7 protein-coding genes are annotated in these 16,541 nt (G+C 57.3%); 2 read left to right on the forward strand and 5 right to left on the reverse strand.

What is annotated here, in order from left to right; translation table 11 throughout:
* Positions 1-72: 72 nt before the first annotated feature.
* On the reverse strand, positions 73-1,380 hold the full coding sequence (locus LG204_RS01280) for a diguanylate cyclase domain-containing protein (RefSeq protein ID WP_230335586.1): 1,308 nt from the start codon (positions 1,378-1,380) through the stop codon (positions 73-75).
* Positions 1,381-1,527: 147 nt separating this feature from the next.
* Positions 1,528-2,256, reverse strand: coding sequence for a Crp/Fnr family transcriptional regulator (locus LG204_RS01285; protein WP_230335587.1), 729 nt, complete (start codon positions 2,254-2,256; stop codon positions 1,528-1,530).
* A 286-nt stretch (positions 2,257-2,542) separates the two neighbouring features.
* On the opposite strand from LG204_RS01285, the gene LG204_RS14075 reads away from it, so the two are divergent.
* Positions 2,543-2,674, forward strand: a complete 132-nt coding sequence (locus LG204_RS14075; protein ID WP_268867964.1) for a hypothetical protein — start codon at positions 2,543-2,545, stop codon at positions 2,672-2,674.
* A 223-nt stretch (positions 2,675-2,897) separates the two neighbouring features.
* Positions 2,898-11,462, forward strand: a complete 8,565-nt coding sequence (locus tag LG204_RS01290) for a GH36-type glycosyl hydrolase domain-containing protein (RefSeq protein WP_230335588.1) — start codon at positions 2,898-2,900, stop codon at positions 11,460-11,462.
* A gap of 131 nt (positions 11,463-11,593) precedes the next feature.
* Here the strand turns inward: LG204_RS01290 and LG204_RS01295 are convergent, their stop codons facing one another.
* The 3 genes from LG204_RS01295 to pdxR all read right to left on the reverse strand — a co-directional run bounded on the left by LG204_RS01295 (position 11,594) and on the right by pdxR (position 16,518).
* Positions 11,594-14,068 carry a methyl-accepting chemotaxis protein gene (locus LG204_RS01295; RefSeq protein WP_328440748.1) on the reverse strand — a complete coding sequence of 825 codons (2,475 nt, stop codon included), beginning with the start codon at positions 14,066-14,068 and terminating at the stop codon, positions 11,594-11,596.
* 164 nt (positions 14,069-14,232) lie between these two features.
* A complete protein-coding gene (locus tag LG204_RS01305; RefSeq protein ID WP_230335589.1) occupies positions 14,233-14,883 on the reverse strand; it encodes an FMN-dependent NADH-azoreductase in 651 nt (216 codons plus the stop codon).
* Positions 14,884-15,051: 168 nt separating this feature from the next.
* Complete coding sequence (gene pdxR, locus LG204_RS01310) at positions 15,052-16,518, reverse strand: MocR-like pyridoxine biosynthesis transcription factor PdxR (RefSeq protein ID WP_230335590.1); 1,467 nt, start codon at positions 16,516-16,518, stop codon at positions 15,052-15,054.
* Between the last annotated feature and the right edge of the window lie 23 nt (positions 16,519-16,541).

Here is a 16,541-nt window from a genome sequence, read left to right on the forward strand (position 1 = left end):
TTCTGTGCGATGCCACGCTTACATACGACGGCCACTTGAATATAGAGGGTGTGCTGACTATACGCCTGTGGGCTAACGGCTTCTGAAAAACTTGAAATTGTTGCGCCCCGTTTTTTTTGCCTCATACATGGCGCTATCGGCATGATTGATCAGGGTTTCGGCATCGCGCCCATCCTGCGGGTAAAGGCTGATGCCGATGCTGGCGGTCAGGTGCAGCTCTTTGCCACTGACAGCGTGTGGCTGTTCCAGGGCACGTAATATTTTGGTGGCAATCAAGGCGGCATCCTCTCCTTGCTTGCTTTCATCCACCAGCATCAGAAATTCGTCGCCACCTTGCCGACTCACCGTATCCGACTTGCGTACCAGATCAATCAGGCGTTTGGCCACGGACTGCAAAATCGCATCCCCCACCACATGCCCGAGCGTATCGTTGATCTGCTTGAAATTATCGAGATCCATAAACAGCACGGCCAGCTGGCTGGTGCCGCGCTCAGCCAGGGTAATGGCTTGCGAGAGCCGATCATTCAACAGCATGCGATTGGGTAAATTGGTCAAGTAATCATGCTGGGCCAGATGCGCCATTTTGCTCGCCATGGCGCGCGCCGCACTCACATCATGAAACACAATCACGGCACCGGTCAGTTTGCCGTTGCCATCGTGGATAGGGGAAATGGAATCTTCGATCGCCACCTCGCTGCCATCGCGTCGTATCAGTATGGTGTCGGGATTCAGCTCTTGCGGTATGTCTTCCTTCAGCACGCGATGTACCGGATTCTGGTCATGCTCGCGGGTAAGGCCGTTAATCAGCTGAAACACCTTGATGATAGGCAAGCCTTGCGCCTCTTGCCGCGACCAGCCAGTGAGCGCTTCGGCCGCGAGATTGAGATAATTCACCTCGCCCTGCATATCGGTGCAAATCACCGCGTCGCTGATCGAGTTGAGGGCGATCTCAGCCCGCTCTTTTTCCTGCTGCATGAAGCGCTCGAACACACTGCGCTGCAGCACATTTTCCAGGGTCTGGATAATCTGGTCCGGCGTAAAGTGGGCATGCGTCAAATACCCCTGGGCCCCTCGTTCCGCTGCTGCTTTGATCAGGGCCGCCGCCGCTACTGTATCTTCGGTCTGCAAGGTCACAATAGGCGTGTAGGGCACCACGGCAAACAGGCTCTCAAACGTAGCAATGCCCTCGCTGTCAGGCAAACCCAGATCCACGATGATGGCATCCACCTCTTTTGTCTTGAGGAAATGCATGGCCCGCGCCAGGCGACGCACCCAGGTGAGCTTGAAAGGATGCACCCGGACGCGACCAAAGACCGCTTTCAACTGGTGTCCGTCTTTTGCCCTATCGGTGATCAACAGTATTTGTCTTGGTGGCACCATGGCAGCTCCTGAAAAGGCGGGCGGAAAGCATCCATCACCACAACGGCAATAGCAGCCAATATTCATTGGCGTGCAGACAGCCTATACCGCTAGCAGAGGCTGCACCGTGTCCTTGCGAACATTGGCACTACGATAGTTTGAAACGGGTTAGTCGATCACCGAGTTATGCAGCGAAGGCAGCAGGCGGTCAAATTCAGTCTTGACCACCTGATAGCACTCGCAGACCCGCGCTTCCAGACCGGGCCTGTTCAACACCAGGATGTGCCCACGGCTGTATTCGATCAGGCCTTCGCGTTGCAGCTTGCCCGCGGCTTCGGTCACGCCCTCACGGCGCACGCCCAGCATATTGGCAATCAACTCCTGCGTCATGCTCAACTCGTTGCCCGGCAGCCGATCCAGGCTGAGCAGCAGCCAGCGGCAGAGCTGTTTTTCCACGGAGTGGTGGCGGTTACAGACGGCGGTTTGCGCCATCTGGGTAATCAGCGCCTGGGTATACCGCAGCAAGAGGCGCATCACTGGCCCGGCACGATTGAATTCATCTTTCATCAGCTGCGCTTTCAAGCGATAGCCATAGCCTTCGCTCTGCACCACCGCCCGGCTCGGCGTGGTCTCGCCGCCCATGAAGAGGGCAATACCCAATATACCCTCGTTGCCGACCACCGCGATCTCGGCCGATGCGCCATCGGCCATCACATACAACAACGACACGATAGATGTCGTGGGGAAATAAACATGCTGAAGCTGGCCGCCAGACTCATACAACGCCAGGCCGAGTGGCATTTTCACCAGTTCGAGATGAGGTTGAATGCGCGCAAACTCGGCCGCTGGCAGGGCATCGAGCAAATGGTTCTGATGTGGGGTGTGCTGTATAGACATAGGCTGCCCCTTTCTGAGATGTAGCACCTCGTTCGTTAGCCAAGGCGATCTTTAGCCTCTACTTTAGTACAAGACAATAGCACTGATATGTGCGCTACCGTACATACGCTTATCTCGGCAATAAGGCGAGGGGATAAATAGCCTGTCTGTCTGGTGGCGCACAGACAGACATAAAAATACAGGCTAAAACTAACAGCTCGGAAAGCCGCCCAGGCAGATCGCTTCCTCCATGCCAGCCCGGGCATTACCCATATGGCAATCCTTTCCCTTTTCAGGAGTAAAGCGCATGAGCAAGGAACAGAAAAGCAACAAAGCCGACAAGAAAAAACCCGTGATGAGCGCCAAGGAAAAGCGCGCCGCCAAAAAAACCAAAAAAGATGACATCAAGCCATTTTTAACACCGGACAAGGCGCACTGATTTCATCTGCCATGAAGCGCAGGCAACCATGCCTGCTTCAGCCGCATGGCAAGCGCTTCGCCCCCGCCCCTTCCGCACGCCAGTAATACCCAGCCACTCAATAACAGAGCCACCACCATAACACGGTGGCAGGTCTCGTCGTCTTCAGGAGATCGTCATCATCAAGGAACTCGGCTTTTCGTCGCGACCCCGCCATTCTGGTCATAGTGAGCAGGATACGGAATTGCTGCGCTCCGAATTGTTCAGCATAGAGCAGCTGAAACGGCATGCCGCCATGCTGGCCACCGAGCATGTGCTGACGCCAGGGCCAGGTGCGGATCACCTGCTGCCCCGGCTGGCAGACAATGCCCGCGTGCTTCTGGCGGCCTATGAAGTCGTCACCACCGCCGCCACCGAAGGCCAGCATCTGGTGCCTGCCGAAAGCTGGCTACTGGATAACTTTTACCTGATCGAGCAACAGATCAGCCTGGCCAAACGGCACTTGCCCCGTGGCTACAGTCGCCAACTGCCACGATTGGCGAATGGCATTTCGGCAGGGTTTCCGCGCATTTATGATCTGGCGCTGGCGCTGATCTCACATATGGATGGCCGCGTGGACAACGACAACGCCAGCCAGGTGGTAGAAGCTTACCAAAGCGTTGAGGTATTGCGGCTGGGCGAGCTGTGGGCGTTCCCCATCATGCTGCAACTGGCCTTGCTGGAAAACCTGCGCCGGGTTGGCGTGCGCATTGCCCGCCGCCGCGAGGAGCGTGATGCCGCCATCGCCTGGGCGGATCGCATGCTGACGACGGCGGAGCAGGAGCCACAACTCTTGATTCAACTGCTGGCCGAATTTGCCAATGCCGACGTGCCGCTGACCGCCCCGTTTGTGGAGGAGTTTTACTCGCGCCTGCAGGCACATGGCTCGGCCATGGCCTTTGTGCAAGCGTGGGTAGAGCACAAGCTGCAGGAGCAGGGCGTCACCGCTACCCAGCTTTCCGAGGCTGCCAGCCGTACGGCAGCTGCCAATCAGATTTCAATTGCCAACAGCATCAGCAGCCTGCGCTTTATCGGCACCATGGACTGGCGCAATTATGTGGAGTCGCTAAGCAAGGTCGAGCAGGTGTTGCGGAATGATCCCGCTGCCATGTATGCCTTGCAGGACTTCACCACGCGTGACCGTTACCGGCATGTGATTGAAGAAGTGGCGCGCCGTTGCGGCAAACCCGAGCCAGTGGTCGCCGATGCCGCCATTGCACAGGCGAAGCTCGCGGCAGCCAGCCAGGGGACGGCGCATCGCACCGCCCATGTCGGCTATTTTCTGGTAGATCACGGCTTGCCCATGCTGGAAAAAGCCATGGGCCGCCCACCATCATGGAAGATACCCGCGCGCCAGCATTACCTGCGGCACCGCTTGCTGGTCTATCTGGCCCCGATGGCCTTGCTGACCGCCTTGTCCGCTTTCATTGTGCTGCGCCAACTCCAACCGCTGGCGCTCGGCAGCATGCACTACTGGCTGTTTGCCGTACTCAGCATGATCGGCCTCTCCACCTTTTCGGTCACGCTGGTTAATCTGGTAGCCACCTGGATACTCAAGCCGCGTGTATTGCCGCGGCTGGATTTTTCGCAAGGCATTCCGCCCGAGCATTGCACCATGGTCATCGTGCCCACGCTCCTCACCTCGATGGCGGCGATTGACGCCTATATGGAAGCGCTTGAAATACGCTACCTGGGCAATCGCGATGCCCAGCTCTACTTTGCCCTGCTGACGGATTTCCCCGATGCGCTGACCGACAGCCTGCCCACCGATGCGGCCTTGCTCGCCCACGCCCATCAGGCGATTGCTACGCTCAATGCCACCTATCGCGATGATCGCCCCTGCATCTTTTACCTGCTGCATCGCCCCCGTACCTGGAACCCGGTGGAACGGTTATGGATGGGCTATGAACGCAAACGCGGCAAGCTGGAGCAGTTTAATGCGCTGCTGCGCGGTAGCGGTCAGGCGGCGTTTCCGGATATTGTCGGCGATACAGCGCTGTTCCCACGTGTGCGCTATGTGATCACCCTGGACACCGACACCCAGCTACCACGCGATACCGCACGTACTCTGGTGGGTAATATGGCCCACCCGCTGAATCGGCCTGTGTATGACGCCAAGCTGGGCCGCATCGTCGAAGGCTATGCGATTCTGCAGCCGCGCGCCGCCACCAGCCTGACCAGTGCAACGCGCTCATGGTTTACGCGCCTGTTTGCCGGGGAATCCGGCATAGACCCTTACACGCGCGAGATATCGGATGTGTATCAGGATCTGTTTGGTGAAGGCTCGTTCATCGGCAAGGGGATCTACGATGTAGATGCTTTCCGCCAGGTGGTGGACCAGCAGTTCCCGGACAATCTGATCCTGAGCCACGATCTTCTGGAAAGCGGCTATGCCCGCTCTGCCCTGGTGAGCGACGTGGTGCTGATTGAGGATTACCCCGCCAGTTATCTGGCCGATGTCAGCCGCCGCCATCGCTGGATGCGCGGCGATTGGCAGCTGGTGGGCTGGCTTTTCCCGCGCGTACCCGGTCCGGCGGGCAAGAGCGGTGAGCGCGGACAACGCGCTGCCAACCCGATCAACGCGCTCTCCATATGGAAAATCTTCGACAACCTGCGACGCAGCATGGTGGCTCCGGCCTTGCTCATGCTGCTGGCAAGCGGCTGGTTGCTGGGCGTAGGCTCAGCCACATTCTGGGCATGCCTCATCCTGATCGTGCTGTTTTCTCCCATGCTTTTGACCACCATGGTGGATCTGCTGCGCAAGCCTGCTGATCGTGCCTGGCTGGTACATCTGACGCAGACCGGGAAATCCGCCATCCCGCCCATATCGACGGGCCTGCTGACGCTGGCTTTTCTGCCGTATGAAGCCCTGATTGCGCTCGATGCCATCTTGCGCTCTGGCCTGCGCATGCTGTTTACCCGCCGTGGGCTGCTGCTGTGGCATACCCGCGCCTATACCGTGCGTAATGCCAAGCGCAGCTTGCGTGATTTTGTGCTTGAAATGTGGATTGCACCGCTACTGTCGCTGGCATTGTTGAGCAGCCTGCTTGGGCTGATGCAGCAGGGGCAGGCCATTGCCTGGCCTGTCATCCTGCCGATGTTATGTGTATGGTTGATCGCACCGATCATAGCCTGGCGCATCAGCCTGCCGCTGCCCAAAACCACGGCCGAGTTGACTACCGAGCAACGCCTGTTTCTGCGCAAGCAGGCGCGCCGTACCTGGCAATATTTCGTGTCGCTGGTCGGCCCCGATGATCACTGGCTGCCACCAGACAATTTCCAGGAATTCCCCGCGGGCATGATCGCGAGCCGCACTTCGCCTACCAATATCGGCATGGCCCTGGTCTCTAACCTCGCGGCGTATGACCTGGGGTATCTCTCTGCCGGAGAGCTGATCACACGCAGCGAGCACACGCTATCGACCATGGCCTTGTTGGAGCGCTATCGCGGTCACTTTTACAACTGGTATGACACTCGCACGCTGGAGGTGCTGCGCCCGCACTATGTATCTTCCGTGGATAGCGGCAATCTGGCGGGCTGCCTGCTGACCCTGCAAATGGGCCTGCTAGAGCTGAAAAAGCAGACCACGCTACCGTCGCAGACATTCCATGGCTTGCAGGATACCCTGCAGGTGCTGGAAGAATATGTGCCCGCCACCGCAGGGGCCGATGCACAGTCGCACCTCAGCTGGCTGCGCAAGGAGCTGAATACGCTGTGTGCAGCCGGTACCGCCTTCCCCAGCCCGACAGCTGCGTTCAACCTGCTGCAACAATTGCACGATGCCGCCTCCGCGCTGGCGATATCGCTCGGCAATGAGGGAACCACAGATGCGCAACTCAGCACCTGGCTAGCCGCGTTTGACGAACAATGCCTGGCCGCCTATGAGGAGTTATCGCTCCTGAGCTTTAGCCACGGTAACCTGATGGATGACGAGGGTACACCACCTGCGCACCTGACCTCGCTGGACACGCAGCATGAAAGCCTTTCACGCCAGGCGCGCCTGGATGAGCTGATTGAGCAATGCGCCCAATTTGCGATCATGGACGCTGACTTTTTGTATGACGCCGAAAGCGGCTTGTTGAGCATAGGCTACGATGTGCGCGAGCGCAGGCGCGACCCCTCCTGCTATGACCTTCTGGCATCAGAAGCACGCCTTGCCAGCTTCCTGTTTATCGCCGAAGGCAAATTGCCGCAAAAGCACTGGTTTACACTGGGCCGCCTGTTAACCAGCCAGGGCGGTGAATTGAGCCTGATCTCGTGGAGCGGCTCCATGTTTGAGTATCTGATGCCTGGGCTGATGATGCCCAGCTACGACAACACCTTGCTGGACCAGACCTGCAAAGCCGTGGTGCTGCGCCAGATTGAATACGGGCGTCAGCGGGGCATCCCCTGGGGTATTTCCGAATCCTGCTATAACGCGACTGACGCCAGCCATGTCTATCAGTACCGGGCGTTTGGCGTGCCGGGGCTGGGTTTCAAGCGCGGCCTGGCAGATGACCTGGTGATTGCCCCTTACGCCACGGCACTGGCGCTCATCGTCATGCCGCGCGAAGCCTGCCGCAATCTGCAAGCCATGGCGGGCCTGGGCTTTACCGGGCAGTTTGGCTTTTATGAAGCGATCGATTACACGCCATCGCGCGTGCCGCGCGGCAAAACCCACGCGGTGGTGAAGTCTTACATGGTGCACCATCAGGGCATGAGTTTGCTCGCGTTTGTCCATGTGCTGCGCGATGCCCCCATGCAACGCCGCTTCATGGCGGCCCCTGCCGTGCAGGCCACCGCCTTGCTGCTGCAGGAACGCGTGCCCAAAAAAGGCGACACCCTGCACCCGCATGCAGCAGAAGTAAATGCCGCCGCCAGGCCACCAGTGGCAGACCGCGGCTCCATCATGCGAGTGCTCACCAACCCGCACACCACCTTGCCGGAAGTGCATTTACTCTCCAACGGCCATTACCATGTGATGGTCACCAACTCCGGCGGCGGCTACAGCCGCTGGCGTGATCTTGCCATTACCCGCTGGCGTGAAGACGCTACCATGGATGGCTTTGGTACCTTTATCTACCTGCGCGACCGCGATACCGGCTACTACTGGTCAAGCGCCTACCAGCCCACCCATGGCAAAACCGATAGTTTTGAGGCGATTTTCGTGCAGGGGCGGGCAGAGTATCGCCTGCGCGACCAGGCCATCGAAACGCACACCGAAATCAGCGTCTCGCCGGAAGACGATGTCGAGATCCGCCGCGTCACGCTGGCGAATCTGTCATCGCGGCACAGGCGCATCGAAATCACCACCTATGCCGAAGTAGTGCTGGCCCCCCTGAATGCCGATCTGGCGCACCGGGCATTCAGCAATCTGTTTGTGCAAACCGAGATTCTGGCAGATCGCCAGGCCATCCTCTGCACGCGCCGTCCGCGCACGCCAGAGGAACAGGTGCCGTGGATGTTCCATCTGCTGGCAGCCCCCGGTGCCGTGGCTGGCGCCTTGTCATTCGAAACAGACCGCGCCCAGTTTATCGGCCGCGGGCGCACAGCCAGCCACCCGGTCGTCATGGATAGTCGCGCCGGACCAGCCCTGCTTTCCAATAGCGAAGGCTCCGTGCTGGACCCTATCGTCGCCATCCGTTGCAACATCAGCCTGCAAGCCGATACCTCGGCCGTCATCCAGATTATTTCCGGGGTGGCAGACACACGTGAGCAAGCACTCGCATTGCTGGATAAGTACTGTGATCGCCATTTTGTGGATCGCGCATTCGAGATGGCATGGTTCCATAGCCAGGAAGTATTGCGCCTGATCAATGCCAGCGAGGCCGATGCCCAGACCTATGCGCGCCTCGCCGCCTCCATCATTTATGCCAGCGCTTTGCGCCGGGCACCACCAGCCGTCATCCTGCGCAATCAGCAGGGACAATCCAGCCTGTGGCGCTTTGGTATTTCCGGCGATATGCCGATTGTGCTGCTGCGGGTGGGGGATATCAGCCGCCTGAATCTGGTGAAGCAGTCGCTGCAAGCCCATGCCTATTGGCGCATGAAGGGGCTGGTAGTCGACCTGGTGATTATCAATGAGGATTTTTCCGGCTATCGCGCCCTGCTGCATGACCAGATCATGGGGCTGATCAATGCGGGCTCTGAAGCGCAGGTCATGGATAAACCGGGTGGCATTTTCATCCGCCGGGCGGAGGAGCTATCGGAAGATGCCAGGGTATTGCTGCTCTCGGTCGCCCGTGTGGTGCTGCACGATACGGCGGACACGCTGATCGAACAGATAGATCGCCGCGTATCCACCGAGCGCGTGTCCGACATGCTCCAACCCATGTTGCCGCATGAAAGCACTCCCAACGTGCCACTGGTTCTACCACCGCGCCAGTTTTTCAATGGCCTGGGCGGCTTTTCGGAAGATGGTCGCGAATACATCATCACCCTGCCGCCAGGCGCAACGACACCAGCACCGTGGTCAAATGTGATTGCCAGCCCGCATATCGGCATGGTCATCAGCGAGAGTGGCAGCAGCTATACCTGGGTAGAAAACGCTCACGAGTTCCGCCTCACCACCTGGCATAACGACCCCATCAGCGATAGCAGTGGCGAAGCCTGCTACGTGCGCGATGAGGAGTCCGGCGCTTTCTGGTCGCCCACGCCCTTACCGGCGCGGGGATTGTCGGGCTATGTCTGTCGACATGGCTTCGGCTATAGCGTGTTCGAGCATGAGGAAGCAGGCATACGCTCGGAGCTGACCACCTTTGTCGCCATGGATGCGCCAGTCAAATTTGTGGTGGTCAAACTCAGCAATCACTCGGGCCGCACCCGCAAGCTATCGCTGACTGGCTACTGGGAGCTGGTGCTGGGGCAATGGCGCCATGCCAACATGATGCAGGTTGTCACCGAGATTGATCCGCATAGCCACGCCCTGCTGGCGCGCAACCAGTATGGGCCGTCATGCGCCAATCGCGTGGTGTTTGCCCAGGTTAACCTGAGTGAGCGTTCCGTGAGTGGCAACCGTGCCGAGTTTATCGGGCGCAATGGCACCCTCGCCAAGCCCGCTGCCATGCAACGCAAACGCTTGTCCGGCCGCACGGGCGCCTGCCTGGACCCTTGCGCCGCCATTCAGGCGCCATTGGAGCTGGCTGAGGGCCAGACACGCGAGGTGGTTTTTGTATTTGGGGCTGGCGCAAATACCCACGAGGTGCACCACTATATTCAGCAATATTGCGGGCCTGCAGGTGCCGAAGCGGCCCTGGAAAAGGTGAAGGAATACTGGGAAGTTACCCTAGGCGCAGTACAGGTGACAACGCCTGACCCCGCCATGGATATCCTCACCAATGGCTGGCTGCTTTACCAGACCCTGGCTTGCCGCGTGTGGGCACGCAGCGGTTACTACCAGTCTGGCGGTGCCTATGGTTTCCGCGACCAGCTGCAAGACACCATGGCCCTGGTGCACACCACGCCAGGGCTGGCACGCCAGCAGCTCATCACCTGCGCCGAGCGTCAGTTCAGCGAGGGCGACGTGCAGCACTGGTGGCATCCACCTGCCGGGCAGGGCGTACGTACTCACTTCTCGGATGATTATCTGTGGCTGCCCTATGCCACCTGCCGCTATGTGCAGACCACGGGCGATGCCGGGGTGCTGGATAGCACCATTCCCTTCCTGGAAGGCCGCATGCTGAACCAGGAGGAAGAATCCTATTACGACCAGCCACAGCGTTCGGCCGAAGAGGCCACGCTGTACGAGCATTGCGTGCGTGCCATCCGCCATGGCTTGCGCTTTGGTGTGCACCAGCTGCCACTGATGGGCTGCGGCGACTGGAACGATGGCATGAATCTGGTCGGCCGTGCGGGTCAGGGCGAGAGCGTATGGCTGGCCTGGTTCCTGTTTGATAACCTGACCCAGTTTGCCAGCCTGGCACAAAGCCGCAACGATAGCGCCTTTGCCGAGTTCTGCATCGGACACGCCGAGACATTACGCCAGCATATAGAAGCCAATGCCTGGGATGGCAACTGGTACCGGCGCGCCTATTTTGACGATGGGACACCACTGGGCTCCAGCAGCAATCCCGAATGCCAGATCGATTCGATCAGCCAGAGCTGGGCCATCATCTCCGGCGGTGGCAACCCCATGCGGGCACGCATGGCGATGAAAGCCGTGAATGAACGCCTGGTGATGCGCGAAGCCAACCTCATTCGCCTGCTGACACCGCCGTTTGATAACTCCAGCCTGCAACCCGGCTATATCAAGGGGTATGTGCCTGGTATCCGCGAAAATGGCGGGCAATATACCCATGCCGGCGTGTGGGCCAGCATGGCCTATGCCATGCAGGGCGACACCGAACAGGCATGGGCGCTATACACCATGCTGAACCCCATCCACCACGGCAGCCATCCGCAAGACATGCTGCGCTACAAGGTAGAACCCTATGTGATGAGTGCGGATATTTATGCGGCAGACGCCCATATGGGCCGTGGCGGCTGGAGCTGGTATACCGGCGCCGCGGGCTGGATGTATCGCCTCAGTTTGGAAACCCTGCTCGGGCTGGAATTACGTCAGGATCGCCTGCTGATACATCCGCGCATTCCCGCCGACTGGACCGAGTATCAGATCCGCTATCGCTTTCAGGAAACGCATTATCAGCTCAACTTCCGCTGCATGGGCACGCACCGCAACGTCATCAAGCAGGTATGGCTGGATGGTCAGCTGATAGAAGCCTGGGCGCCCAACACCCTGATGCTGGTTAATGACGGGGTGGATCATGTGATGGATATTGCGCTGGATGGGTGATAGCAGATGATGCGCCCGAGCATTTGGCCTGACGGTCGAGTCGGGCGCAGCGAGACTGCTGGTGGACCCTTCGCCGAATATAGACCAACAATATCGGCGTAATACAGGTTTACCCCATGCCCCGTTTGTTATCAGCCAACCGAAACCAGCAAGGGCCGAGCAGATACTGGGTTACCCGCTGCAACCTTATAGCGGGAGACGGTTTCCATCAAGATACCCGCCTGATCGGCCAATGACATGGCTGCAGCAGCTGCTTCCTCCACCAGGGCTGCATTCTGTTGCGTCACCTGATCCATATTGCTGACGGCCACATTCACTTGCTCAATGCCCGTGCTTTGCTCAGTAGAAGCATGGGTAATTTCCGCCATGATATTTGCCACGCTCTGTACGGAGGCCACAATATCACTCATCGTTGAACCGGCTTCTGCCACCAGCGTGGATCCTTCCTTAACCTTTGCTACAGAAGCGGTTATCAGCTGCGTGATCTCTTTGGCAGCCGATGCCGAGCGCTGCGCCAGATTGCGCACTTCACTTGCCACGACAGCAAAGCCCCGTCCATGCTCGCCGGCACGCGCGGCCTCTACCGCAGCATTCAGCGCAAGAATATTGGTCTGGAAAGCAATCCCATCGATGACGCTGATAATATCGACGATTTTTCTCGAGCTTTCGCTAATGCCGGACATGGTGAGTATGACCTCGTTGACCACTCCGCCGCCTTTCACGGCCGTCTCGGAAGCATTATGTACGAGCTGATTGGCCTGCCTGGCATTATTGGCATTCTGTCGCACGGTGGAAGCCAGCTCTTCCATACTGGACGCAGTCTCTTCCAACATGGAAGCCTGTTCTTCCGTGCGTTGAGACAGGTCATTATTACCAGTAGCAATTTCATTTGCCGAAGTCGAAATGCTATCGCTGGAACGCTTGATCTGGGTAATGATGCCCGCCATATTATCGATCAATGCATTGACACCTTCACACAGCGCGCGTAGCTCACTGGTTTTATCATCCAATGAAATCCGGTTTGTCAGATCTCCCGTCTTGGCCGTCGCCACCATCGCCTGGGTTTCCTCCACCGTTCGGCTCATTGCCTGAGTGCTCAGCACTTGTGCGGTAATGTCTGTCGCATATTTCACAATCTTGAATGGTTTTCCGTTCAAATCGAAAATAGGATTGTAAGAAGCCTGCAACCAGACTTCCCTGCCGTTTTTGGCCATGCGTTTATATACACCGGTATCATATTGCCCGGCACGCAAGCGCTCCCATAATTGCCGATACTCATCACTGAGGCGTGTTTCGGCGTCCACAAAAGTACTGTGCAACTTCCCTTCGGCTTCTTGCAGTGTGTAGCCAAGGATATCGAGAAGTTTCTGGTTCGCGCTGAGGACAGTACTATCAAGATTGAACTCGATGACGCCTTGTGACTTGGCAATGGCGGCAAGCTGTCCAGAGAAGTCAGCTTGCTTGAGTTCCTGCTCCGTGATATCCGTCGCGTATTTGACTACCTTGAATGGTTTCCCATCCATATCCAGTATGGGGTTATAGGACGCTTGCAGCCAGACTTCCTGACCACTCTTGGCAATGCGTTTATAAACACCAGCGTCATATTGCCCGGCACGTAACCGCTCCCAGAATGCCTTGTACTCGCTACTGTTGCGTGTTTCGGCATCGACAAAAGTGCTGTGTGGCTTGCCTTTAGCTTCGTCCAGCGTATATCCCAGGATATCGAGAAACTTCTGGTTCGCCGTAATGACAGTACCATCCAGGTTGAATTCAATCACACCCTGGACTTTACTGATGGCCGCAAGCTGTCCGGAAAAGTCAGCATGCTTGAGTTCCTGCTCAGTGATATCGGTCGCATATTTGACTACCTTGAATGGGTTGCCACTCAAATCAAAAATGGGATTGTAGGAAGCTTGCAGCCAGACTTCCCGGCCACTTTTGGCAATGCGTTTGTACATCCCGGTATCGTATTGCCCGGCACGCAATCGCTCCCAGAATGCCTTGTATTCGCCACTGCTGCGTGTTCCAGCATCGACAAAGGCGCTGTGTGACTTGCCTTTGGCTTCTTCCAACGTATACCCCAGAATATCGAGAAATTTCTGGTTCGCCGTAATGACCGTACCATCCAGATTAAACTCAATGACACCCTGTGCCTTGGCAATGGCCTCCAATTGACCAGCCGCGTCAGCCGCTTTTAATTGTTGCGCAGTAATGTCTGTCGCATATTTAACGACTTTGAATGGTTTCCCATCCATATCCAATATGGGGTTATAGGACGCTTGCAGCCAGACTTCACGGCCACTCTTGGCAATGCGTTTATACACACCAGCATCATATTGCCCGGCACGCAACCGCTCCCAGAATGCCTTGTACTCGCTACTGTTGCGTGTTTCGGCATCGACAAAAGTGCTGTGTGGCTTGCCCTTCGCTTCGTCCACCGTATACCCCAGGATATCGAGAAACTTCTGGTTCGCCGTAATAACCGTACCATCCAGATTAAACTCGATGACTCCCTGGGATTTGCCAATCGCCGCGACCTGCCCTCGGAGATTTAATAGCTCGAGGTCATATTCTGTTTTTTTTGAGAATAGTTTTGATAGCAACATGAATGACTTCCGGTAATAGATGAACGCCCTCTATTAACGTCGAGTTTTTCATGATGTTTAAACTGAATCGTTACTGGCTGTATAGGTACTCTTGGCTTTGCAATAACAAAGCCACTATTTCAAACGCGCTACGATACACCTCTGCCTAGCCGGGCAGGATACGATTACTGCAGCCTGGCGATGCTGGCCACCCATTCCTGTGCCACCGCATCCAGTTCACTGCGCGCACGTTTCAAGGCCTCTTCACGGGCTACCTGATCCGAAAATTGCAGCGGTTGCGCGTCAACAAACCATGGATTCTCCACCCCGAGAAAGGCGAAGGGAGATTTCAGTGCCGGGGTGAGGGCATCCATGTGTGACCATGGGCTGAGGCCGGGCCTGAGGTCAGCGCCCCGGGCTGTAATGAAGAGAGTTTTCTGGCGGGTGAGATTGCCCGTCGTGGTGCCGTCTTCATGAAAGTTGTAGGTGAGGTTGGTGCGCACCAAGTTATCAATAAACGCCTTGAAGCTGGATGGCATGGAGAAGTTGTACATGGGCATGGCGAACACCAGGAGGTCAGACATCAGTACACGGGCACAGAGATTGTCCGAATATTCCAGGGTCTTTTTCATGGCGTCGGTGCGCTCTACGGCAGGTGTGTAGGTTGCCTTGGCAAAATCACCGCTCACGTGCGGCGGATTCTCTACTGACAAATCAAGATAATCCACCGTCAGCCCGGGAATCTGCTTTTTCAGCGTTTCCACAAAATACGCAGACAACATTTTTGAGTTGGAAAGCTGGCGCTTGGGGCTGGCGTCTACATGCATCAGTCTCATTTCAGTCACTGCCTTTTCGTCATGATTAAACATGCCAGCATGGTAGGCACTGCCCCGGGACAGATACAGAGCCAAAAAATGCGTATACGAGTAGGCCATGAATGGCAGCGAGTGTTAAAAGAAGCGCCTATGAAGCAAAATGATCAGGCGGGCAACAGCCGCCAGACATCAGGTAAAGAAGCCTTGCAGCTGCCGCGCGGCATGTTCGGCTGTCCTGGCATTGGCAATATTGGTAAAGCCGATGATGAGGCCATTGTGCGGGGAGTCAGCGCGGGATGGATGCGCTGGCTGTCTGGCATGGGCCGTCCAGCTGGATAAGGCGTGTATGCCATAACCGAGCTGGTTGAAGCCGCTGACAATATTCTTGTCAGCGTGCTGGCTGATGATCTTGGCGGCGAAATGCATGCCGTTTTTGTGCGCGTTGATCTCAATGTGGTCGCCCAGCACATCCATCAGCACCTTGCGGGTCATCTCCCGGCGCTCGGCATACAGCGACCGCATTTTTTTAAGATGTCGTGAAAAATGCCCCTCGGCAATGAAGTCATTCACCACCATCTGCGGGCCTATCGAGCTGCCCAGCTGATAGAGCTTTGCCTTCTCGGTGCAGATATCCACCAGACTCTGCGGCATTACCAGATAACCCAGCCGCAGGGCAGGGAAGAGCGTTTTGCTAAAGGTGCCCGCGTAGATGACGCGATCATACTGATCCAGGCTTTTTAGCGAGGGCAAGGGGTAACCGGAATAGCGAAACTCGCCATCGTAGTCGTCCTCAATGACCCAGGCGCCAGCGCTTCCGGCCCAATCCAGCAACTGCATGCGCCGCGACCAGGACAAGGCCATGGCGAGCGGACTTTGATGCGATGGCGTGACAATCGCCAGACTGGCGTGGGGAGACATGCGTATGCCTTCAGAAACCACCATGCCCTCATGGTCCACCGGCACGCGTACCAGATGGGCACCCAGATCCTCCAGCATGCGGGTCGCCAGAATATATCCGGGATCTTCCATCCAGACATCGGCACCACGCAGACTCAGGCAGCGCGAGAGAAAATCCAGCGCGCCCTGGTAGCCCACGGTAATAAACACCTGCTGCGGCTCGCACACCACCCCGCGCGACAAGCGAAGATAGGTAGCTATTGATTGCCGCAAGGGCAAATAGCCCAAAGGATCGCGATAAGAAAAATCATGGGCGGACAGGCTGCGCAATCGCCGGGATGCCAGTCGGGACCATATTTTTCTGGGGAAGGCATCATATGCCGGACTACCCGGCAAAAAAACATGCGAAGGCCCGCTGGCAACCGGCACAGGCCCGGGATGCGACAGGGAAGAAGCCTTTGGTGGCCGGACAGGGGCGGACACGCTTTTACCGACTGGCCGGAAGGGCGCATGCACAAACGTACCTGCCTGCCCTTTCGAGACAAAAATGCCCTCGCCCAGCAGCATGGAATACGCACTTTCCACCGTGCCGCGCGCCACGTTAAGCGCGCTGGCCAGCACGCGGGTAGAGGGCACCCGGTTTCCATCATTCAGCAAACCACCTTCAATGGCTTCTTTGAAGCGCGTGTAAATCTGCAGGTGTATGGGCTCAGCAGCCGCCTTGTTCAGCGTGATTAATGTGGCTGATTTTTCCACCATGGCCCAGTGTAATTCACAAATAA

Origin of the sequence: Methylovorus menthalis (assembly GCF_020523625.1) — a bacterium.
Classification (GTDB): domain Bacteria; phylum Pseudomonadota; class Gammaproteobacteria; order Burkholderiales; family Methylophilaceae; genus Methylovorus; species Methylovorus menthalis.

Excerpts from the sequence above, each read along its gene's own strand:
- LG204_RS01280 (WP_230335586.1), bottom strand. The coding sequence starts at position 1,380 with ATGGTGCCACCAAGACAAATACTGTTGATCACCGATAGGGCAAAAGAC.
- LG204_RS01285 (WP_230335587.1), bottom strand. The coding sequence starts at position 2,256 with ATGTCTATACAGCACACCCCACATCAGAACCATTTGCTCGATGCCCTG.
- LG204_RS14075 (WP_268867964.1), top strand. The coding sequence starts at position 2,543 with ATGAGCAAGGAACAGAAAAGCAACAAAGCCGACAAGAAAAAACCCGTG.
- LG204_RS01295 (WP_328440748.1), bottom strand. The coding sequence starts at position 14,068 with ATGTTGCTATCAAAACTATTCTCAAAAAAAACAGAATATGACCTCGAG.
- LG204_RS01305 (WP_230335589.1), bottom strand. The coding sequence starts at position 14,883 with ATGAGACTGATGCATGTAGACGCCAGCCCCAAGCGCCAGCTTTCCAAC.
- pdxR (WP_230335590.1), bottom strand. The coding sequence starts at position 16,518 with ATGGTGGAAAAATCAGCCACATTAATCACGCTGAACAAGGCGGCTGCT.